Below are 20,312 nucleotides of genomic sequence, written 5' to 3'. Positions count from 1 at the left end.
ATAGATTTAATCAAAAACCCTAAGGAGTGATTATTATGGTAACTCTACAAGCTGCCCAAGCTTTACAAAACTATGTAACTACGTCCAATTGGTATACTCAAACGAAGAATTCTAAAAGCTCACAGGAGCTTAATAAACCATATAGCTTTAATTTCTCAAACTATTCCAGTTCTCTGTTCTCTGATAAGGTTGCGGGGAAGCTTGCCAAGATACTCACTTCTGCTAATCAACTGCATGCTTCTGCAGATGCCTTTCGCAATACGGGTAATGCTCTCTTGAATAGCCGTGTTGTTACTTCATCCGACAGCACATCCGTTACAGCGACAGCGGTCAAAGGCACTGATTTGGATTCGACCAAAATCAGCGTACAGACCATTGCTGCTACACAAACGAACAGTGGTGCTACATTTAATCCAACCTCGCCTACTTCCTTGCAAACAGGAACGCAGCAATTCGCGATAACTATGGGGGATAAGACGACGAAAGTTTCTTTTACGGCTAATGGAACAGATACTCACCAAATGATTATAGATAAAATAAAAAATGCAATCAACGCATCAGACAGCGGAGTAACAGCAAAGGTTGTTAAAGATCCGGTTTCCAGTAATCTACATTTGGAATTGTCCAGCAAAGAAACGGGAACCTCACAAGCTTTTACCCTAGCCGATGTTAAGGGAAGTGCTGTCAGTTCAACAGGTATTCAATCGGTCACAGCTGCAGCGGCTAATGCCACTTATCGCATAAATGGAGGCACGCTGCAAACTTCTGAATCCAATACAATTCAGTTAAACAACGGTAAAATAGCAGCTACTCTTTTGAAGCCGACCACTGATATGGTAACTCTCCAATCAAGACCGGACAGTAACGCGATTATTAAGCAAACCAAACAATTGGTTAAAGACTATAATGCTTTGCAAGCTCAAATCTCGGATGGTGCGAGTTATGTCAATCCAGCTATTGAACGGAATTTGCAGAACTCATTAAAATCCAATGATTTAGATACACTTGGTATTACGAAACGAGCAGATGGTACTGTTACCTTAGACGAAAATAAGCTCAAAAACAATATAAACTCACACTTTGATCAGGTGAGTCGGAGTATTAATAGCTCAAATGGTATTGCATCTGCCCTAGGTAAAGTTACGGATCGCTTGCAATCCAGCCCTGCCGAAGCTTTGTTGAACCAATATAACACGGAATATAAACAATACAACAATTATCAGGCATCTCTGCAGTTTTATACGCAACTGCCAACAAATGGCTTGTTGGTTAATAATTTCTTTTGATTATTTAATCAAGCCATTCTTAAAAGCATAAATAGCAGCTTGGGTACGATCTTCTACACCTAGCTTGGATAGAATATTAGTCACATGAAACTTAACTGTCTTAATTCCAATATATAATAAATCCGCTGTATCTTGATTGGACTTGCCTTCTGCAATTAAGCAGAGAACTTCCAGCTCGCGTTCAGTCAAGCTTTCATGCAGTGCGGCTGCTGGCTTAGGCTGACGAAAGCGGTGCATAATCTTCGATGCCACCTGTGATTCAAGTATAGGCTGGCCTTTTGCTGCGGAACGAATGGCTTGGGCAATCTCCGATGCACGAGAGGTCTTCAATAGATAGCTGAATGCACCTGCCTCGATAACCGGATACATCTTATCGTCATCGAGGAAGCTCGTTAGCACAATGACTTTACAATCTGGATATAAAGCAAGCAAACGACGAGTGGTTTCTATGCCATCCATCCCTTCCATTACCAAGTCCATCAATACAATATCCGGTCTATATAACTGAGCTAAGCGAATGCCCTCAGCACCATTGCTAGCCTCGCCAACAACTTCAATACCATCCTCTGTCCCCAACACTGCCGCAAGTCCAATTCGGACCATTTCATGATCATCGACTAACAGAACCTTTATCACATCTTCCATGCGGTCTCATCTCCCCCATCCACTTTCGCAAGCGGAACCCTTATCTCAATCCTCGTGCCTTTATCGGGTGCTGTCACAATGTTGATTGATCCACCTACTTCATTGACTCGCTCTTTCATCGAAACGAGACCATAGGAAGCATGCTTTTGATTCTCCATATCGAAACCAATTCCATTATCTCGGACAGTCAAGCGAATCGCATCTGGTGGATGCTGCAGCTTAATTTCCATCGTAGTTGCTTTTGAATGGCGGAGTGTGTTGGATAAAGCCTCTTGCACAATACGGAATAAATGATCCTCTATGCCTTTTGGCAGCTGTATGTTCGCATCCATTTCCCATGAGATATCAATCGGAACCTTATCTCGTAATTCTTGCAACAGCTCCAGTAACCCTTCAGAGAGCTTCTTTCCTTCCAAATGTACAGGGCGCAAATGCAGCAGCAACGCTCTCATCTCCGATTGTGCCACAGAAGCCATTTCTTCGATTAGATGGATTTGCCTGCGTGCCTTTTCAAAATCCTTATCCAACGTTCTTCCAACAGCTGTAGCCGTCATCGAGATAGCAAATAACTGCTGACTAACAGCATCATGGAGGTCTCTAGCTAATCGCTGTCTTTCTTCAACTACAGCTGAATACTTAGCCTTCTCGGCCAATTGTGCATTATTCGTCGATAATCGTTGCAAAGAGGAAACCTGCTCCTCCCATTTCGTACTTATGCGATTAAGCTGCTCTCCCAGTCGACCTATCTCATCCTCACCCAAAGAAGGAACCGAATGGCTTAAGTTGCCCTTTTCCAGATAAAGCATCATTTCATTTAATTGCTCTAAGCGCCGGCTTACTCGGAAGCTCGTCCAAAACCCGAATGACAAGATCAGCACACCCGTAATTAAAAGCAGCTCCAAGCAAAACTTAACCCCAGACTGCCAGGTAGAAAACAACTCCATATAATCGTGCGAATATAACAAGTAGATGATCATGCCGCACACCAAAAGACTAAGCCAAATGGATTCGCTTATGCTTCGCCAGATCATATTGGTTAGCCGTCTGTTCACACAATCACCCTTTCCTGCTATTAACGAACAACTCGTTAAACGTTTATATAATTTTCACATCTACATCTGCTACGATATAGGAAACATGAAGTTTCACTTTATTGGTACATGTATGATAGTTAGGCGACTGCCAAACCATTTTGTTTAGCATGCCCGCTTCTTTTTTAAGTTCAACTTCAATTTGCCCGAAAACAACGGAGGCTGTAACAATCAGACCCACGTTCTCCGGCACAATAATATCAATATCGCCAATTACGCCTTGCAGTATAATCGTAACCTCAGGCTCTTCCCAAATGGCCAGCCCAAAATCCAGCTTAATTTCGCCAATAATATTCCAAATGCTCATCGAATGCAGACTCCAAGGCCGCTTATTCCATTGCAAGCTTTCAATGATTTTTTGCCTATTCAGATAAGCACCTTTCCAATGGTTTTGCTTCGTTTTCAGAAAATACAAACCTAATGATACTAGCACTATAGCTACGATGATTACAAAAAAATGACCGATAATCAGAATAGCACCGATTCCCAGCATGATATACCCTTTTTTCACCTCGGCTGTACGTATCGCGCGAAGACCTAATAAAATAAATAAAATAGAGATGACAACAGCGAAGCCGAATAACTTAAAAATTAATATAAAAACACCTGCAGCGATAAAAAGCACGTAGGTATTGCGTTTGCGGTTACTACTCTTATCTTCGATTTCCATGTTGTCACCTCCCTAAAATGTAAACATAATCGTAGAAAAGAAAAGCCATCCAGGCTTTAGCTCGCCCTATGGCTTTCCCTTTCATAGCATAACATAATTCGTTTGCTGCACCAACTCTATTTTGTTGCGTTTTCTTCTGAAGTTTCTTCGCTATATGCGGCTACTTCAACGGGTGCCGCTTGGCTTACACCTAGCTTTTCCTTCAATTGGCGGAGCTGATCGTCGACCAATTGCTGTTTGGCTGCATCCACCGTGTTCACTGATCCACCTGTTGGCGCATAAGGTTTGCGAACAAATGACGCTTCAACTTCAAGCTGCATGATTTTTTCTTCCATGCGGTGGAAGCCGCGTGATGCATTACCGCCTTCAATTACATTGTTGAAGCTGATTTGCGCCATTTGCTTTTGCGCTTTTGCCATTTGAGCTCGTGATACCAGCTCATTGCGTTTGTTGCGCATTTGATAGAATTCATCCTTCATCTCATGCAGCTGATTCATTAATTCATCTGCTTGAGCTTTGGCTTGGGTATGCAATTCCACGTATTCCACACTTTTTTGATCATAGAATATTTTTTCTTCTAAGGCTTGTCTTGCGATTGCTTCTTGGCCATTCTTTAACGCTGTCGAAGCTTTCGCTTCACGATCGGCACTTGTACGGATAGCACCATGCAGACGCTCCTGCAGTTTACGTTCGTTAGCCATTTGTTTAGCTACCGTAACCTCCGCTAATGCAATTTCTTCTTCCATATCACGGATATATTGGTTTAACATAATGATTGGATCCTCGACTTTGTCTAATACCTCGTGTAATGATGCTTTTGTCATATCCTTAATTCGAGTAAATACTCCCATGGCTATTTTTCCCCTTTCTCATATTGAGCTAATTTGGCACGCAATTGTTCAACTTCTGTGCGAAGTGCTTTTTCTTCGATGTCTTTCATCATGTCATCAATTTTATTGGAGCCGGCAGATGATGAGAATGTTTCTGTGCGCGGCTGAGCTTGTGCAGGAGTCTTATACGAACCGTATGCCATGGATGATCTTACTGAACCCGACATCGGTTGCTGTGCTGCGCCATACATCGGTGGTTCTGCCCATCCATACGAACCTGAATCATGCAAAGGTTCTTTGGGAATGGCAAAGCTCGCAATGGCGTATACGGCAAGGACGGTTCCTCCTGTGAAAAATGTGGTAACAACAACGACTAAACGCAGTAGTGTCGCATCGACATTCATCGCTTCGGCTAATCCGCCGCACAAGCCGAAGAGCTTCTTGTCCGTGCGGGAACGATAGATTTTATTCATAGCTTACTTCCACCCTCCATAGCTAGCTTTTTACGCAAATTGTTCAATTCTTGTTCTAATACCTGTTGAACGGCACTGCCTGCTTGATACAAAACTTCTTTACTCAGTCGGCGTACATCACGCAATGATCGAGTTTCGTACTCAAGATCGGAAACCTTTTCTTCCAAGCGATTAAACATCCTCGGGGTTGAACTGCGCCCCATTTCATTCATATGCTCATTCATCCGACGCTGCAATCGTACTGATTCCAAGCGAGCTTGATAATAGCTTCTTTTGGCAGCAATCTCCGTGTAATCCGCTTTAAGTGCGTGCAATTGGTCTTCTAGCTCAACCAGCGCTAATTTACTTTGCTCATATAATTCACGATATTGCTCACATTTTTGCTCATGGATCATTTTATCCTGTAAGGCAAGTCTTGCTGTCTGTTCTTCACCGGCTTTCAATGCCAGCATAGCTTGCTGCTCACGCTTATCTCTCCACTGCTCGGCTCCAACGAACTGAACTCTTAAGGACTGAGCATGCTGAACGCATTGCTGGTGCAGCCTTTCTGCTTGTTGAATTTGCTCCCGCTGTGAAGCTAAGTATTGATCAATCATCCGGACAGGGTCTTCCGACCTTTCCAGCTTTTCATTGAACGTGGCAGCTGTCATATCTCTCATCCGCCTAAGTAGGCTCATGCTTCTTCCTCCTTTTATTTATATTTAGTAAGCTTTCTTCCTCAGCATCGATACACCATAAAGTATCAAGCCAATTGCTATTACCAATCCAATTAAGCCGGATAATTTACCTAGAAGGAACACTGCCCCGAAGAACATCAACACACCGCCGAATAATCTTTTACCACCTTTAAAACCGATATATCCGAAAATTAGCATGGCTAACGGGATGATTAAACTGAACAAATGCCCAAGACCAAATCCGATTTTATCCAACACCATCAAGGCGCCGCAACCGATTAAAAATAATGCAAATCCGCTTTTTCTATTCAATTCCATTGTTATCACCGCCTTTCGTCTGTATCTCGTTTTCCTATGTCCTTATTGTAGGTCATTCCAGCATTCGCTAAAACAGCCCTGCGACGGTAATTTGTACTGGACTTCGGACGGGGAAAGAGTCAGCCTCAAGGGGATTATGGAGTTCGGTGGCGAATAAAGCTGTTTTATGGCTTTATTCGTGCTCTCGCGAATGAGACTGTAGCGTAGCGTAGCGTTACAAAGTATCGCTACAGATATACGTTTCTTAAAGTAACCAGCTGTAGAGATATCTTATATCGTTAGGGAGGTAGCGAATGCAGAGAGTGAGCTTAGCAATCAACAAAAAAGAGCTGGGATCTCCCCCTAGCCCTTCTCTGTTCACTTAAATGCTGTTCACTCATATGCTGTTTATCTCACTCCGCATGCCGCCAAGAGGTTTCTTTCCCTGTATTAGGGCAGACTGTAAACATCTCACCGATTAGGAAGTTCTCATGCTCTCCAATGATCGAATAGTAGTGGCCGGACTCCATGACCGTCTCACCTGTTTTATAATCTGTATAGTAGTGTCTCCAGCTCGTCTCGCCATCCGTTGTAGGACAAACAGAGAATACTTCGCCGACTCGGAACATTTTGTGCTCGCCGATTGCAGATATATAATTCCCTGTTTCCTTCACAGGTTCACCTGTTCTATGCTCGTGAACGGCATGCCGCCAAGATGTTGCATCACCCGAAGTCGGGCAATTGGGGAATGTATCATCCAGGGACAATTCCATCCGCTCTCCAGTCGAACAAATATAAACACCCGCTTCGACGACGCTATCTCCCGTTAAATGAAAACCATTCAGTATGGTATTCATGTTCACATCACACCTCTCTACGCTCAAATGATAATATACTTATATTTAAACGCCTCATTCTCGTTTGAAACAGTAAAATAAAAACTTAGCAGCAAAAATCACTACTAAGCTCTAGAGTACTAATATATTATTATGCCGTCGTTAAAACTTCATTCAAGCTGCCTGAACGGTAGCCTTTTAAATCTAAGCTAACGTAGGTGTAGCCAATTTCCTGTAGCTTAGCTGTGATCGTATCGGCAACTGCAATTACTTCTGCCAAGTGAGCAGGCGCTACTTCGATTCGAGCAAGCTTTTCATGCTGACGTACCCGTACCTGTCTAAAGCCAAGCTGCATCATGAAAGCTTCAGCTTGATCAATCATCGTCAGCTTTTCTTGTGTAATCAACTCACCGTAGGGGATGCGAGAGGACAAGCAAGCAAAGGATGGTTTATCCCAGGTCCTTAAACCAAATTGTCGCGACATATGGCGAATTTCTGCTTTTGTAATTCCTGCTTCAAGTAATGGTGCACGTACTCCACGATCATGGGCAGCTTGTAAGCCTGGACGATGCTCTCCTAAATCATCCGCAATTGCACCAAAAATCACATGATTATAGCCACGTTCCTTAGCAATCGGAATTAAATGTGAGAATAACTCATTTTTGCAAAAATAACAGCGATTGGTTGGATTCTCTGCATACCCCGGAATATCTAGCTCACTGGTATGTATGACCTCATGCGGAGCGCCGATTTCTTGCGCCAGCAGGATCGCTTCTTCTTTTTCACGTTGGGGGTAGGTCTCTGAATCCGCTGTGATTGCCAGCACTCGCTCTGGTCCTAGAAAGTCTAATGCCGCTTTAAGCAATAAAGCACTGTCCACTCCACCTGAGAAGGCAACAACCACTTTATCCATATCACGCAATATCTGGCCCATTTGTTCATACTTCTGCTCTATATTGTCCATAGTCATAACCTCCCAGAGTTTTCGTAAGAAGCTTTCTTAGTAAGCCTAATCTAAATAATTACTCAAAAGAAATCCATTAGATAAGTTGTGTTTCTAGGAATAAGCTGTTCAAGAATTTCCACAGCTTCATTCGTGGCTTGCAGCCTGCCAATCGTCTTTAGTAAGGTAGGGCGTTGATACCCTAATAGCATAGCACTCAAAGTACCGATATCACAAGCTAGAATAGAAGGGCTTCCTTTAGTTTCCTTTGTTAATGAGGCTTCAACTTGCTTAACCTTGGCTTTCCCCGAAGTATTCCATTTAACAGCAAAAGTGCCATTGTTCCAAGGAGCGAAAGAATCTGTAATTTGCAATTCAAGCTTTTGTTTTTCTAAACCAGTCGTCATAGGAAGCTTTTCTATAAAAGCGACTAGGTCAACAATTCGCGCCATGAAATAGGGCACAATTTCTTGCTTAATTCGCGGGTTTGTTAATAAAAAAGCTAGCTGATCGTCTATAGGTGCCTTTACTATTACTTTTTCCATCATGGAGTCGTGGTCTGCGATAAACTTCCAAAGCCCTCTTCGTGCTGATTCATCGAGGAAAACTAGCTCGTCCACATTCATTTCTTTGTTTTTCACTTTATATTGGATATAGCCCTTAGCTACATTACTTTCATCATAGTAGATAGCAAATGCCGCTGATTTATTGCCCCTATTCTTCGTCCACCACGCTTCATCGCGAATGAGTGTCCCATTGAATTGCTGTGCATAAGCTTGGTATATCGGATCAAGCAGCTTCCAATCGTTTGTCTGCTTCATTTGGCCCAATGAGGTGAATTGTTTAATAATTAAATCTTTAGGGATTTCATATTTTTTATGCTCTATATAGGTCTCCCAGCCATATTTTCGATAGAATGGAAATTCAAAAGGGTGCAAAAAAGAAACGGTTTGACCAGCTTCCTTCATGGTTTGAAGCGCGTGAATCAATAGTTTTTTCACCATGCCATGTCTACGAAATTCAGGCCAGGTCGCTACACTTGCAATACCGCCCATATCAAACGAGCGACCATTTATCCAGGTTTGCAGCTTTAGAATAATCAGCTTAGCCGCAAGCTGATCCTCGATGTAATATCCCCAGCTTAGTCCAGGCTTGAAGCTGGCGATCCGTTCCGCTAGTTCAGCTTCACTCAATTCATACTGAAAAGCAAATTGGCTTAACCGAAGGCTTTCTTCTACTTTGTCTAGCCCAATTGCACGAATATTACCTTCCATCATGAATCTCCTTTTATCTCAGCTGCAAGAATAAGCGTTCCCCGAGGCTGTTTCCCATTTGCATCTGGCTCTAACGTAATGGCAACTGTATCATAGTCATTCGGATCAAAGGTATAGTATAAGGCGCCATTCCCATCCTGAGAAAGGAAGGTCCCCGCATTTACAGGCTGTTTATCCTTCAATAACCAAACCTGAAAGGCTTCATTACCTTTTAATTCAGGCAGCTTTTCTGCTTGTACCACCAAGTGTGTTCCCGTGCTATCGATCAGAATAGTTGCCAAGCCTTTTGCGATGATGTCGTTCGCTGCTGGACTTAGAGCAACAGCTTGATTGACCTTGGATGCTGTTAATGGTTCACTTGCTAGAGCAATATGCGATTGTAAATCTTGTACATCTCTTCTTAGTTCTGCAGAATAAAGCGCTAGGACAATTACGGCAGCAGAAAGGCCAATCGTCATAACCATTCTATATACACGTCCCAAACTTCCAGCTGCAGTTGCAGTAGCATGTGCAATTGGAATAACAACGGATGCTGTTTCTGGCGGTATTCCTTCTTTGGCTATTTCAACTGACTTAACAGTAGTTTGCTCCAGCACTTGACTCATGATTCGTTGTTTCATCCCGCTTGGAACTGGAACAGACTCTGAAGCAAGCGGCAATAAGTTAACTAATGCTGTTAATTCTTCAACCTCTGACCTACATTCTGGACTTGTTTGAAGAAAAATCTCAAATTCCCTTTTCTCTTCGACTGATAGTCCGCCTAATACATAAGCTTCTACCCAATCGCGTTTGTTTTCATTTGAATCACTCATGGGTAACCCCCCTTTCCACGACATTAGCCAACCGTTGCTTTAACTGCTTCATAGCTAGCCTAACCCGACTTTTGACCGTTCCCAGTGGAATAGCATGACGTTCTGCAACTTCTTGTTGGGTTAATCCCTGATAATATATCCATTCGACCACTTTTTGCTGGTCCTCATTTAATGCTTTCATAGCTTGTCTAACCTCGTCACCAATCCAATTATTCTCTACTTCATCTTCAACGGCTTTCCCTGAGTCTGGGATAGCATTCAATTGCTGCTGCTCGGCTACCTGCTTTTGGACCCGATTTTGTTTCTTTCGGAGGATATCAATCGCTATATTGCGTGTCAATGTAAACATCCAAGTGGATAGCTTACCTTGTGTAGATTCATATCGTTCCGCAAAATTCCAAATTCGCATGAATAGTTCTTGCACAACTTCCTCTGCCATCATTACATCATTAACTATCCGATGAGCGAAACAATAAATCGCTTTCTCATACCGATCATACAATTGTTCTAAAGCCGGTGCATCCTTAAGCGCAATGAGCTTCATTAATTGGAGATCTTCCACTCGTTCATTCATTAAGAGTCCCATCCTCGCTAAACCCTTCCATACTACATTCGTTATATGTAGAAGAAAGGATTACATTTTATTATTTATTTTGTAAAAGTTCTCTAAAATATGTACATCAGACTCCAAAATGAAATGACGCGCTAATTGAGATTATACTACAGCCAACAACAGTATACGAGTCTTAAACCTCCCACTATATATAAAACAAAAGAGCGGTTCGTTGAACCACTCTTCTCAACAATTTATGAAATAAAATTAACCGCCGATCTGTGACATGCGCCTTAAAGTCGGAGTGTGCGATTGTGCCTGATTATCTAAAGCCTGCGCCATCTCATGATTCTCTGGCTTTACTTCCAATGCTTCAAAGAATAGCTTAGCCACAGCTTCATCATCCCCTATATATTTACGAACATTGAACTCATCCGACCAATATAAACAAGGCTTGATATTGCCATCTGCCGTCAAACGCAGCCGATTGCAGGTCTCACAAAAATGATCGCTAACCGGATGAATCAGGCCAAATACGCCTTGGGCTCCATCAATCCGATAATTTTTAGCAGGGCCGTTGCCGTATACCTCTTCCGATGGAGTTACATTCCAGCCATTAATAACGCAACGCTCGAGCACAGCATCCAAGGATAAATAGCCAGCTTTCCAATTGGCATCGTTATGGCCTATAGGCATATATTCAATAAAACGGACATGCAGCTTACGATCCATAGTTAGCCGTAGAAAATCGTCGATTTCATCATCATTGATCCCCTTCATCAGCACCATATTGATTTTAATCGGATCTAGGCCGACACGTGCTGCTGCTTCAAGGCTATCCAATACTTTTCTAATATCCCCACCGCGTGTAATCATTGAAAACCGATCCGCTCGCAGTGAATCCAAGCTTATATTGATACGGGTCAGACCTGCTGCTTTAAACTTTTCAGCTTTTGCAGCAAAGAATATCCCATTTGTAGTCAACGCTATATCCTCGATACCCGGAATTGCTGCAAGTGAAGCAATCAACAAATCCAGATCTTTGCGAACCATCGGTTCTCCGCCCGTTAACCTCAGCTTACGAACGCCATAACCAGCTAGAACACGCACGACTTCGGTAATTTCATCAAACTTCAATAGCTTATCGTCAGGCTCAAACTCCATCCCCTCTTCAGGCATGCAGTAAACACAACGCAAATTACATTTATCGGTCACAGATATTCGCAAATAATCATGAACCCGATCAAACCGATCAACGAGAATTTTCGACATTGTATAACCTCCCCAGATTTTTGCCTTAGCAAAAATCACTTCGTAAGCATCATCACTTCGCAAGCATGATCTGTTATTGCTTCAATCTCTTTTCCAATGCATTACGCCAGCTTTCAGAGAGTGCCTCGACAGCCAAGACTTTTCGTACACCATCTAAATCAGTGCGATTTCCAAACATAATATGATTAGCATAAGAAAGTGAAATCTGTAACGGATCTTGCTTTTCTAACTGGATTTGAGGCTCTTTGCCTACCCAGCCTTCTTGCAGCACTCGAAAATAAAAGCCTGTAAACCCCGTTTGCTGCACATGCAGCGGCATATCAGGCCGATTGTGACGATGTCCAAGCTTATAACAGGGCTGTCTAGGCTGGCTCACCTGGACCAACGTCTCATCTATTCTATAAACATCACCAATACAGATATCGGATTCAAGCATTCCCTGTACAGTTAAATTTTCACCAAAGGCACCAAAGGTTAAAGACTGATCTAAAAAGGACTCCCAATGGGCATAATGTTCATAACTATACACACATACTGCTTTATCCGCACCACCATGATTGACCAAATCAGCTTGTTCATCCGCCGAGAAATGCTGATACCCCAAGAAAATAGGGAGCTCCACCGGTTTTTTATGAATAGCGGTAGTCATCTCTTTATTATTAAAAAGAAAGCTTTCCACTTTACCCACTTGGACGGATAAGATTTGCATAGCTAGTTAACCTCCTGCAAATGCTTCGTACAATTAAAGAGTAAACATTTCCATTCATTCGCAGGGTCTTCCTGATTCTGAATTACCGTAACACAGGTATTGTTCAAAAACGTAATTTCCATCTCTTTAAATAATTCTGCCAAAAGCGAGCGTATCCATGCTCCATGACTGATAAGCAGCACTCGAGATTGGGGATGACGTTCCTTCAGTTCATTTAATAAACTTAAACTGCGCACTAACATGTGCTCATCACTTTCCTCATTATGGTCAAGGTCTTTCCAATTCTCACCCCATAAAGCAATCCGCTCTTCCACCGTTGTACCATCTAATCGTCCATGAGTTTTCTCACGGAGTCTGGGGTCAAATCCAGTAATCTTCATATTCAAGGCTCCAGCTATTTTCTCTGCAGTAGCGCTAGCCCGTGAAAGATCACTTGAATAAATATAATCCCAGGATTCCTGAGAAAAGCGATTTCCCAATAATTCAGCTTGCCTGATTCCATCTATATTAAGCGGAACATCTTCTTGTCCCTGTGCTCGGCCTTGTTGATTCCAATCGGTCACTCCATGTCTGATTATTCCAAAGATGGTCATCCTATACTTCCCACGCTTCTGCCCACTTTTGGACTTCATTCATTGTGAAATGCAAAGCACGGCCTTTCTCTGTCAGTTCATACTCAATACGGACTGGCGTTTCTGGATAAACGTGCCGAACAAGAATCCCTGTCATTTCAAGCTCTTTAAATCGTTCTGATAGCATCCGGTCACTCATCCCGTTAATACTCTCTGAAATATCCTTAAAACGCTTCGGACCATCCAATAAAACCTTTATAATCAGACCCGTCCAACGTTTACCTAATATTTCAAACGCTGCTTCAAATTTTGGACAAAGTTGGTGTTCAACCATTATGCATCATCTCCTCCTTACATTTTATCATAGCTACTTGACAAAAGTAAGCCCTGATCCGTCTGCACAAAAAAAACCAACACCACACTTGGGTACCGATTCCAATTTAACCAATGACTCTCACAAGAGCTCAAAAGAGCCGCCATTATGTTGGCTCCTCTCATAGAAAAGAGACGACTGCTTAGGGGAACGGCAACTTAACAATAAGTTATCCGCTACCACATATATCAGCCATCCCTATTCGTTGTCTATCTGCTTATTACTTTGCTGCTAAGAAAGCATCAAATTGTTTTTGTTTTTCTGCGATAATTTTATCAACGCCTGCTGCTTTTGTTTTCTTCAGGAATTCAGCAATTTTAGCTTCCGGTTCAACTGAACCAGTACGAATAGCAGCTTCAAACTGTTTGCCAATATTAGCTACTGCTGCAATTTCACTCTTAACTGGATCAGCATCAAAGGAGAAACCAAGCCCAGGAGATTTCACGCCTTTAGCATTAAATTCTTTAAACAAATCCCATTTTTGTGGATTTTCATTCGACATCAAGTAATTTAAGAATTGGTTGCCAAGCTCCCACTGTGCACCTGGGTTATAAGGATGTGCTTTTGGATCAATACCAGGAGCTACATCAATGATGTTTTCTGATTTTTTAACATAATGCACATTTTCAATACCATAGTTAATTAAGTTATTTAAGAACTTATCGCTGTGCAATAGACCGATAACCTGCATAGCTTTATCTGGATTTTTGGAAGACTTGGAGATTGCCAGCATCGCTCCGGAAGCATCTCCAGTAGTAATTGTTGGCGATGTTAAATCAATTTGTCCTAGCTTGAAGCCAACGTAGCCTTCGGATTCTGCTGCTTTACCAGGCTTTAAGCCTTCTGCCCACATGAATACTTTTCCTGCTTTGGCTTGATCTTGAACAGTTACAGTGCTTGTAGCTGCATCTCTGTTGATCAAACCAGCTTTGAACCATGCACGTGTCATTTTCATAACAGCTAAATATTCAGGTGTTTCTAATTGGTTTAAGATCTTAGTCGAAGTACCCGTTTTGCTGATCACGCCTGGAATAGCGCCATCACCTAAAGCATCCCAATCTAAGCTGTCAAATACACCATTACCAGTTGATGTAGTGAAGAAAGGTGTAATACCTGGTTCTTTATCTTTAATTACTTTTAACAATGGCTCTAAATCGGCCCATGTTTTTACGCTTGCAACATCCAAGTTATATTTTTCCACTAAATCTTTACGATATAGCACACCACGAGTAGCAGCTAGCTCTTTATTAGTCGGAATTCCGTAGTTTTTACCATTGATTTTGGAGCCTTCTAAGAAAGCTGGGTCAAGCTCTGTTCTGATCTCTGGAGCATTCTTGTCAATCAACGGGCCTAGGTCTAGAAAAGCTCCCTTAGCAACATTGATTGCATATCTTTGCCAAGCAGCTGTGAAGATGATATCTGACTTTTCTCCAGAAGCGATCATCAGGTTAAGCTTATTATCCCATTGACCCCAATCTACAGCGTTTAACTTAAGTGTAACGTTAATCTTATCTTTAAGGTATTTGTTAGCTTCTGCTTCAACCAAGGCAACATCCTTTTGTGGAGTACCCGGATACATAAGCTGAATCTCAACTGATTCTTCCGACTTTGGTGCTTCTGTCACTGCAGGCGCATCCGTCGCTGCCGCTGGTGCAGCCGTTACCACTGCTGCATCTGAAGCTTTAGGAGCATCTGAAGGTGTTTCTGTTGCTTTCTTAGAGCAACCTGCTGCCACTATGCTAATAGCCAACAATAAAACCAAGCTTAACAAACTAAATCTTCTTTTCATTCGTAAACCCTCCCAAGTATTATTAAATATATACTAAACCGAACCAAGTTCGGGATTAGCCTTTCACCGCGCCAATCGTAAGTCCTTTTACAAAATATTTTTGAAAGAAGGGATACGCCAAAACAATCGGCCCAATTCCAACAACTGCCATAGCCATCTGTAATGATCTTGATGGTAGATTAATGACTTCACCCATTTTGGAAAGCTGGCTAGCCGCATTCTCATTCGTCGTTAAATATTGAATGTTCAGCAGGGTTTTATACATCAGATATTGCAAGCTGATTCCATTACTCTTCGTAATGTAAAGCAAGCTAAGAAACCAATCATTCCAATAATTTAATGTATTGAACAACCCGATCGTCGCAAGCACCGGAAGGGATAACGGCAATATTATTTTATAGAAAATCTTAACTTCACTCGCTCCATCGATAGTTGCAGATTCAACAATAGAATCTGGGATGGTCGTCTGAAAAAAGGTACGCATGATGATTACAAAAAAGGGCTGAAGCAGTAATGGAAGAATTAGCGCCCAGACTGAATCTTTTAAATGCAAGAAGTTCACATAGACCAAATACCAGGGTACCAATCCACCATTGAAGATCATAGTTAGAAAAATGAAAAGTGCGAATTTATTGCGGTGCTTTAATTCCTTTCTGGATAAGGGGTATGCATATAGGGCAATTAACAATAGACTGAGCAATGTGCCCACTACCGTTACGAAAATCGATACGCCATAAGCTGTGGCAATTTGTGAGGACTGATTCCACAGAAAATTATAAGCTTCAAAACTGACCTTTTCTGGGATAAACTTAAAGCCATTAGCGACAATTGTATTCTCATCCGAGAAGGATACGCCAATAACCAATATAACCGGAAGCAAACAAGTTAACGATGCTAGGATGAAGAATATATGGAGCAGCCCCTGTGAATAGCTTTTTTTTGTCATTGTGATCTCCTCCTTTACCTTAGAATAAGGCATTCTCTTTGCTGTATTTTCGGACAAGCGCATTGGTAGCAAATACGAGGATCATGCCGACGACTGCCTGATAAAGCCCTGCAGCAGATGACATTCCGATATCACCATTGGTTTGAAAGGTGCGATAAACATACGTATCAATAACATTAGTAGTTGGAAAAATCGTTCCTGAATTTAAAGGAACCTGGAAAAACAATCCAAAATCCGAATAAAATATTCGACCAATCCCTAACAGGGTTGTAATGATCATCAAAGGTGTTAACAACGGAATTGTCATATAACGAATTTGCTGCCATTTCGATGCTCCATCAATAGTGGCTGCTTCGTAGTAATCCGTATCAAATCCAATGATAGCTGCAAGATAGATCAAGGAAAAGTAACCAACGCCTTTCCATGTGTTTACAAGCGGTAGAATGTAAGGCCAGAATTTATTCTCGGAATACCAATCTATGGATTCTATACCCAGAGGAGCTAAGATCGAATTATTGATGAAGCCATTCTCCACTCCTAAAAAAGCATAAACGATATAACCTACAATGATCATCGATAAGAAGTACGGCAGGAATATAATGGATTGATAAAGCTTACCCATAATACGACTCTTCACTTCATTGAACATGATCGCTAAACCCACTCCAAACACTAAGTTCAATACAAGAAACAATCCGTTATACAGTAAAGTATTTCGTGTAATGACCCATGCATCTTCAGTGCTAAATAAGAATTTAAAGTTTGTCCAACCAATCCACGGGCTGCCCCATATTCCATCTGTATAATTAACATTCTTGAAAGCAATGATAACACCAAACAAGGGTATGTAATTATTGACTAGCAGGAAAATGACACCAGGCATAAACATTAAATAAAGTGCTTTATACTGTAAAATATGTCTCCATCCAGCGTTTCTTTTTCGTGTTTTTGCGATTTTTACGGGTGCCTTTAAGCTTGCTTCCTGATTCATGTAAAAACCCTCCTTTATCCTTTAAGCTTCCCAATATTTCTCTTTATGTATGTATTATAAAACGAATTAGACTTGCGCTCTATAGGTTACCATGACCTGATGACTTATGTTATTATGACATTCAGAAAAGCCCTTTGGTCACAAAAACCAAAAGGCCAGCTAAATCTATTTTTATATGGAATATGTTTTACGATATTCCTGTGGGGTGATCTCTGCGTATCTCTTAAACATTTTAGTGAAATGCGGGATGTTTCCGTAACCTACTAATGAGGATATATCACTTATTTTGATATTAGTTGTGACAAGCAAGGATTTAGCCTTTTCCATTCTTTTTTGGAGGATGCAGTCAGTTAAAGAGTTATTGGTTTCCTTACGGAATAATCGGGATAAATAAGCCGGGTTAAAATGGACATGCTCTGCAATTTGTTCTCGGCTCATATCATCCTGCAAATGCCCATCTATATAATCATAGATTTTTTGGATCACTGCGGTTATTTCTTTATCTTCTTCTTGTAAAACTTCATTTCCTAGTGAAATAATCCGCTGAGACCACAAATTAAATTGGGCTTGTACTTTATTCGACTGGGTGACATTGCTTCTCTCCATTTCCAGCAGTGCTACATAGGTTCTAAGCAAATTGGGAAAGCTCGAGACACTGCCTATATAACAGGACAAATGACAATAAAAATATTCATTGCAAGCTTTGAGATAACTTTCGCAACGCTGAGCTATCTCTTCAATAACTATTGCTCTGTCTTGATTTTCATAGAGCAGAACAAGATTATGCCCTCCACGATCCTGAATAACACAGCCCATATTTTTTTGAACAATTAATTCCGCAGCAGCATTTCGCAAGGCATACTCCATAACTTCTTCCTCGCGCACCGTTAATTCCTTTTTCCATAACTCAACGCTAATCAGAATAGGCAGCACGGCCATATTCGGTGTTAAACTCAGCTGGTATTTCGCGATAAGCTTTTCCAACTCAGGTTGATTGGGCGAAGTCCTCTGACCGAATAGATCCTGCCAGAATCTTTCTTCCATTAAGGGCTTTTGTGATTCAAATAATAAAGAGTAACGCAGCTGGTCTTTATCGTGAATGATTTTCTGCAATACCCTGCGAACCACAGCTTTTAATTCATCATAATTGACTGGCTTCAATAAGTAATCAAAGCTGCCCAGATGTAGCGCAGTACGCGCGTAGCTAAAGTCTGCATGCCCGGTTACGAATATCGTCTCCGTTAACGGATGATTGACTTTTATCCACTCTAACAGCTCTAATCCACTATTCGTCGGCATTTCGATATCACAAATCACAATATTAATGGCTGTCTGGGAGAATATTTGTTTGGCCTCTTCTACATTGTAAGCTTCGAATACTTCCGCAATAGCCAACTCCGACCAGTCAATTCCTTGTGTAATCCCTTTAACTGCATATAATTCATCATCTACAACCAGCAGGTTATACATCCTCATCCTCCTCTTTATTAACAAAGCTTAAAGGAATTCCAATTCGAATTTCCGCACCTTTTTCTCTATTATTAAATAATAATCTTGCTTTCTGATCATAATGAATTCGTTGTCTTTGCATGACATTTTGGATGCCTAAATGCCCCTCTTTGTAAATCTCGTTGTCATAGGTCCCCAATTGAAGCTTTTGCAGGATATCCTCTGGAAATCCAATTCCATTGTCAATAACCTCAATCCAGAGGATTGGCTCAATACCTTGGTCTTCCACATATGCTTTAATTCGAATAAGAAACAGCTCTTTACGTGATGCAAAGCCATGAATGACGCAATTCTCTACAAAGGTCTGGATCGTCAAAGGCAAGACAGCAGCTTGACGATACGGATCAGGCAGCTCGATTTCATAATTAAGCTGGTTGGGAAATCGCAGCTTCTGAATTTCCAAATAATTCTGTACATGGCGAATTTCAGCTTCTAAAGTAACCGTACCTCGTTTTGTTTGGATAATAAAGCGAAAATATTCAGCGAGATGCTGTGTCATTTTCTGGATCAATGAATATTCTTTAATCGCGGCTAAGCTGTGAATAATATTGAGTGAATTTAAATAAAAATGAGGGCGTATTTGAACCTGAAGCAGTCCAAACTCTGCATCCTGCGTGCGAATTTTCTCCTCATAAACATCTATTTTCAAATCGGAAATTTGCATAACCATGTTGTTGAAGGTACCCAACAAAAAGGCAAATTCGGTAGAATGATTCTCATTCAAGCGAATTTTTAAATCGCCCCGCATAATCCGGTTCATCCCTTGGATTAAAACCTTCATCGGTCTCAGCAAGACCTGACGCAAGAGGATGAGATAAAAGACCAAGAGCAGGATACCGCCAAGAGGGACAATATAAAAAGCTAGCCGAAAAAAGGGCAAATTCTGCAAGATGGATTTCTCAGGAATCATCACGCGATAATTAATATCTGCTACCATAGAAGGAACACCAAACAATAAGAACTTTCCTTTACCGCCTGGATCTGTAACGGTTTGAAATGGATCATTGGGCTTCAAAACTGTCTTATTAATAACTTCTAATTGGGAGTCAGTAAGGATTGTGTCTGAGGCAAGCTCACCCGTTTTCGAAAAAATAACAGCCCCACCTGAGTCCCCCATCTCCAGAAATTTTAATGTTTGAAGCAAGGTATCTGTATTCACAAGCGCACCGGCAAATAAATTCTTACTTAGGCGGACCGTTTTAATTAACGCGTCCCCTTTAGCGGTCGGAATAATTTGCCATTCACGTGTTTCTTGACCCTGTGGTTGATTACGAATCGATTTCATTTTATCAATAATTGCATCCTGCTGAATATAATAATCCTTTTTTGAAGCAAAGATCAGATCATTATCGCGAATATTATATAAAAAATAGGAATCCATCAGCGGAAAGTAATTAAGTGTAGTTTTGAATCTTTGAAACAACATGACTTTATTGATCATATAATCATCACTATCAAAGGGCAGAAAATCAACGGGGTTCACTTCTGCTTCGTTCTCGTTTAATAAATTCAAAAAATTAGTAGCCTCACCCAACATATCATCGATTTGGTTCGCATGCTGTTGCAATAAGTTGCTATTGGTTTTGGATACCTGCTCCCGTACCACATTGGTTGCATATAGGTTGTTGAACAACAGAAAAAAAACAAGCGGTACAAAGATCATTAGAAAACCAACCACAAATTTAAAGCGTAATGAATTTCGCATGGAGTACGTCCTTTCATGCCATTAATATAGATAACCATACTCCATTAATCGGAGCGTGT

At 41.3% G+C, this 20,312-nt stretch carries 22 protein-coding genes; 1 reads left to right on the top strand and 21 read right to left on the bottom strand.

Annotation, left to right across the window (positions count from 1 at the left end; all coding sequences use genetic code 11):
* The first annotated feature begins 35 nt into the window (after window positions 1–35).
* A complete protein-coding gene (locus tag EHS13_RS06915; protein ID WP_155699635.1) occupies window positions 36–1,286 on the top strand; it encodes a flagellar filament capping protein FliD in 1,251 nt (416 codons plus the stop codon).
* Here EHS13_RS06915 and EHS13_RS06910 read toward each other — a convergent pair whose 3' ends face one another.
* The 21 genes from EHS13_RS06910 to EHS13_RS06810 form a co-directional block, all read right to left on the bottom strand.
* Window positions 1,287–1,931 (bottom strand): response regulator transcription factor, encoded by a 645-nt coding sequence (locus EHS13_RS06910; protein ID WP_155699634.1) that lies wholly within the window; start codon window positions 1,929–1,931, stop codon window positions 1,287–1,289.
* Window positions 1,919–2,962: a sensor histidine kinase gene (locus tag EHS13_RS06905; RefSeq protein WP_155705249.1), complete on the bottom strand. Its 1,044-nt coding sequence runs from the start codon at window positions 2,960–2,962 to the stop codon at window positions 1,919–1,921. The genes EHS13_RS06910 and EHS13_RS06905 overlap by 13 nt, the downstream gene beginning before the upstream one ends.
* Window positions 2,963–3,026: 64 nt before the next feature.
* Window positions 3,027–3,692 (bottom strand): cell wall-active antibiotics response protein LiaF, encoded by a 666-nt coding sequence (gene liaF, locus EHS13_RS06900; RefSeq protein ID WP_155699633.1) that lies wholly within the window; start codon window positions 3,690–3,692, stop codon window positions 3,027–3,029.
* 116 nt (window positions 3,693–3,808) lie between these two features.
* Window positions 3,809–4,543 carry a PspA/IM30 family protein gene (locus EHS13_RS06895; RefSeq protein ID WP_155699632.1) on the bottom strand — a complete coding sequence of 245 codons (735 nt, stop codon included), beginning with the start codon at window positions 4,541–4,543 and terminating at the stop codon, window positions 3,809–3,811.
* A gap of 2 nt (window positions 4,544–4,545) precedes the next feature.
* Window positions 4,546–4,950 (bottom strand): PspC domain-containing protein, encoded by a 405-nt coding sequence (locus EHS13_RS06890; RefSeq protein ID WP_264373576.1) that lies wholly within the window; start codon window positions 4,948–4,950, stop codon window positions 4,546–4,548.
* Window positions 4,951–4,991: 41 nt separating this feature from the next.
* Window positions 4,992–5,672: a PspA/IM30 family protein gene (locus EHS13_RS06885; RefSeq protein WP_155699630.1), complete on the bottom strand. Its 681-nt coding sequence runs from the start codon at window positions 5,670–5,672 to the stop codon at window positions 4,992–4,994.
* 24 nt (window positions 5,673–5,696) lie between these two features.
* Window positions 5,697–5,990: a LiaF transmembrane domain-containing protein gene (locus tag EHS13_RS06880; protein ID WP_155699629.1), complete on the bottom strand. Its 294-nt coding sequence runs from the start codon at window positions 5,988–5,990 to the stop codon at window positions 5,697–5,699.
* Window positions 5,991–6,382: 392 nt separating this feature from the next.
* The gene (locus EHS13_RS36360) at window positions 6,383–6,826 is read right to left on the bottom strand and encodes a hypothetical protein (RefSeq protein ID WP_193571479.1); all 444 of its coding nucleotides are present in this window, start codon (window positions 6,824–6,826) and stop codon (window positions 6,383–6,385) included.
* A 130-nt stretch (window positions 6,827–6,956) separates the two neighbouring features.
* On the bottom strand, window positions 6,957–7,769 hold the full coding sequence (larE, locus tag EHS13_RS06870) for an ATP-dependent sacrificial sulfur transferase LarE (protein ID WP_155699628.1): 813 nt from the start codon (window positions 7,767–7,769) through the stop codon (window positions 6,957–6,959).
* Between the two features lie 62 nt (window positions 7,770–7,831).
* Window positions 7,832–9,025: a GNAT family N-acetyltransferase gene (locus tag EHS13_RS06865; protein ID WP_227013820.1), complete on the bottom strand. Its 1,194-nt coding sequence runs from the start codon at window positions 9,023–9,025 to the stop codon at window positions 7,832–7,834.
* The gene (locus tag EHS13_RS06860) at window positions 9,022–9,834 is read right to left on the bottom strand and encodes an anti-sigma factor (protein WP_155699627.1); all 813 of its coding nucleotides are present in this window, start codon (window positions 9,832–9,834) and stop codon (window positions 9,022–9,024) included. Before EHS13_RS06860 ends, EHS13_RS06865 begins: the two co-directional genes overlap by 4 nt.
* Window positions 9,827–10,408: an RNA polymerase sigma factor gene (locus EHS13_RS06855; protein ID WP_155699626.1), complete on the bottom strand. Its 582-nt coding sequence runs from the start codon at window positions 10,406–10,408 to the stop codon at window positions 9,827–9,829. The genes EHS13_RS06860 and EHS13_RS06855 overlap by 8 nt, the downstream gene beginning before the upstream one ends.
* A gap of 246 nt (window positions 10,409–10,654) precedes the next feature.
* Complete coding sequence (moaA, locus tag EHS13_RS06850; RefSeq protein ID WP_155699625.1) at window positions 10,655–11,659, bottom strand: GTP 3',8-cyclase MoaA; 1,005 nt, start codon at window positions 11,657–11,659, stop codon at window positions 10,655–10,657.
* Between the two features lie 73 nt (window positions 11,660–11,732).
* On the bottom strand, window positions 11,733–12,368 hold the full coding sequence (locus tag EHS13_RS06845; protein ID WP_155699624.1) for an MOSC domain-containing protein: 636 nt from the start codon (window positions 12,366–12,368) through the stop codon (window positions 11,733–11,735).
* A gap of 2 nt (window positions 12,369–12,370) precedes the next feature.
* Entirely contained in the window at window positions 12,371–12,961 is a 591-nt protein-coding gene (locus EHS13_RS06840) for a histidine phosphatase family protein (protein ID WP_155699623.1), read from the bottom strand.
* A gap of 1 nt (window position 12,962) precedes the next feature.
* Window positions 12,963–13,274, bottom strand: a complete 312-nt coding sequence (locus EHS13_RS06835) for a winged helix-turn-helix transcriptional regulator (protein WP_155699622.1) — start codon at window positions 13,272–13,274, stop codon at window positions 12,963–12,965.
* 259 nt (window positions 13,275–13,533) lie between these two features.
* Window positions 13,534–15,102 carry an ABC transporter substrate-binding protein gene (locus tag EHS13_RS06830; protein WP_155699621.1) on the bottom strand — a complete coding sequence of 523 codons (1,569 nt, stop codon included), beginning with the start codon at window positions 15,100–15,102 and terminating at the stop codon, window positions 13,534–13,536.
* Between the two features lie 55 nt (window positions 15,103–15,157).
* Window positions 15,158–16,048, bottom strand: coding sequence for a carbohydrate ABC transporter permease (locus EHS13_RS06825; protein ID WP_227013819.1), 891 nt, complete (start codon window positions 16,046–16,048; stop codon window positions 15,158–15,160).
* A 19-nt stretch (window positions 16,049–16,067) separates the two neighbouring features.
* The gene (locus EHS13_RS06820; protein WP_155699620.1) at window positions 16,068–17,039 is read right to left on the bottom strand and encodes an ABC transporter permease; all 972 of its coding nucleotides are present in this window, start codon (window positions 17,037–17,039) and stop codon (window positions 16,068–16,070) included.
* Window positions 17,040–17,210: 171 nt separating this feature from the next.
* A complete protein-coding gene (locus EHS13_RS06815; protein ID WP_162462991.1) occupies window positions 17,211–18,509 on the bottom strand; it encodes a response regulator transcription factor in 1,299 nt (432 codons plus the stop codon).
* On the bottom strand, window positions 18,502–20,253 hold the full coding sequence (locus EHS13_RS06810; protein ID WP_155699618.1) for a cache domain-containing sensor histidine kinase: 1,752 nt from the start codon (window positions 20,251–20,253) through the stop codon (window positions 18,502–18,504). The genes EHS13_RS06815 and EHS13_RS06810 overlap by 8 nt, the downstream gene beginning before the upstream one ends.
* Between the last annotated feature and the right edge of the window lie 59 nt (window positions 20,254–20,312).

This window comes from Paenibacillus psychroresistens (assembly GCF_009728935.1).
Classification (GTDB): domain Bacteria; phylum Bacillota; class Bacilli; order Paenibacillales; family NBRC-103111; genus Paenibacillus_AC; species Paenibacillus_AC psychroresistens.
The sequence above is the reverse complement of the archived record's forward strand: the minus strand, read 5'-3'. Positions and strand labels throughout refer to the sequence as shown.

What these genes read in the sequence shown, in the direction of transcription:
- EHS13_RS06915 (WP_155699635.1), top strand. Translation starts at nt 36, where the DNA reads ATGGTAACTCTACAAGCTGCCCAAGCTTTACAAAACTATGTAACTACG.
- EHS13_RS06910 (WP_155699634.1), bottom strand. Translation starts at nt 1,931, where the DNA reads ATGGAAGATGTGATAAAGGTTCTGTTAGTCGATGATCATGAAATGGTC.
- EHS13_RS06905 (WP_155705249.1), bottom strand. Translation starts at nt 2,962, where the DNA reads ATGATCTGGCGAAGCATAAGCGAATCCATTTGGCTTAGTCTTTTGGTG.
- liaF (WP_155699633.1), bottom strand. Translation starts at nt 3,692, where the DNA reads ATGGAAATCGAAGATAAGAGTAGTAACCGCAAACGCAATACCTACGTG.
- EHS13_RS06895 (WP_155699632.1), bottom strand. Translation starts at nt 4,543, where the DNA reads ATGGGAGTATTTACTCGAATTAAGGATATGACAAAAGCATCATTACAC.
- EHS13_RS06885 (WP_155699630.1), bottom strand. Translation starts at nt 5,672, where the DNA reads ATGAGCCTACTTAGGCGGATGAGAGATATGACAGCTGCCACGTTCAAT.
- EHS13_RS06880 (WP_155699629.1), bottom strand. Translation starts at nt 5,990, where the DNA reads ATGGAATTGAATAGAAAAAGCGGATTTGCATTATTTTTAATCGGTTGC.
- EHS13_RS36360 (WP_193571479.1), bottom strand. Translation starts at nt 6,826, where the DNA reads ATGAATACCATACTGAATGGTTTTCATTTAACGGGAGATAGCGTCGTC.
- larE (WP_155699628.1), bottom strand. Translation starts at nt 7,769, where the DNA reads ATGGACAATATAGAGCAGAAGTATGAACAAATGGGCCAGATATTGCGT.
- EHS13_RS06865 (WP_227013820.1), bottom strand. Translation starts at nt 9,025, where the DNA reads ATGATGGAAGGTAATATTCGTGCAATTGGGCTAGACAAAGTAGAAGAA.
- EHS13_RS06860 (WP_155699627.1), bottom strand. Translation starts at nt 9,834, where the DNA reads ATGAGTGATTCAAATGAAAACAAACGCGATTGGGTAGAAGCTTATGTA.
- EHS13_RS06855 (WP_155699626.1), bottom strand. Translation starts at nt 10,408, where the DNA reads ATGAATGAACGAGTGGAAGATCTCCAATTAATGAAGCTCATTGCGCTT.
- moaA (WP_155699625.1), bottom strand. Translation starts at nt 11,659, where the DNA reads ATGTCGAAAATTCTCGTTGATCGGTTTGATCGGGTTCATGATTATTTG.
- EHS13_RS06845 (WP_155699624.1), bottom strand. Translation starts at nt 12,368, where the DNA reads ATGCAAATCTTATCCGTCCAAGTGGGTAAAGTGGAAAGCTTTCTTTTT.
- EHS13_RS06840 (WP_155699623.1), bottom strand. Translation starts at nt 12,961, where the DNA reads ATGACCATCTTTGGAATAATCAGACATGGAGTGACCGATTGGAATCAA.
- EHS13_RS06835 (WP_155699622.1), bottom strand. Translation starts at nt 13,274, where the DNA reads ATGGTTGAACACCAACTTTGTCCAAAATTTGAAGCAGCGTTTGAAATA.
- EHS13_RS06830 (WP_155699621.1), bottom strand. Translation starts at nt 15,102, where the DNA reads ATGAAAAGAAGATTTAGTTTGTTAAGCTTGGTTTTATTGTTGGCTATT.
- EHS13_RS06825 (WP_227013819.1), bottom strand. Translation starts at nt 16,048, where the DNA reads ATGACAAAAAAAAGCTATTCACAGGGGCTGCTCCATATATTCTTCATC.
- EHS13_RS06820 (WP_155699620.1), bottom strand. Translation starts at nt 17,039, where the DNA reads ATGAATCAGGAAGCAAGCTTAAAGGCACCCGTAAAAATCGCAAAAACA.
- EHS13_RS06815 (WP_162462991.1), bottom strand. Translation starts at nt 18,509, where the DNA reads ATGTATAACCTGCTGGTTGTAGATGATGAATTATATGCAGTTAAAGGG.
- EHS13_RS06810 (WP_155699618.1), bottom strand. Translation starts at nt 20,253, where the DNA reads ATGCGAAATTCATTACGCTTTAAATTTGTGGTTGGTTTTCTAATGATC.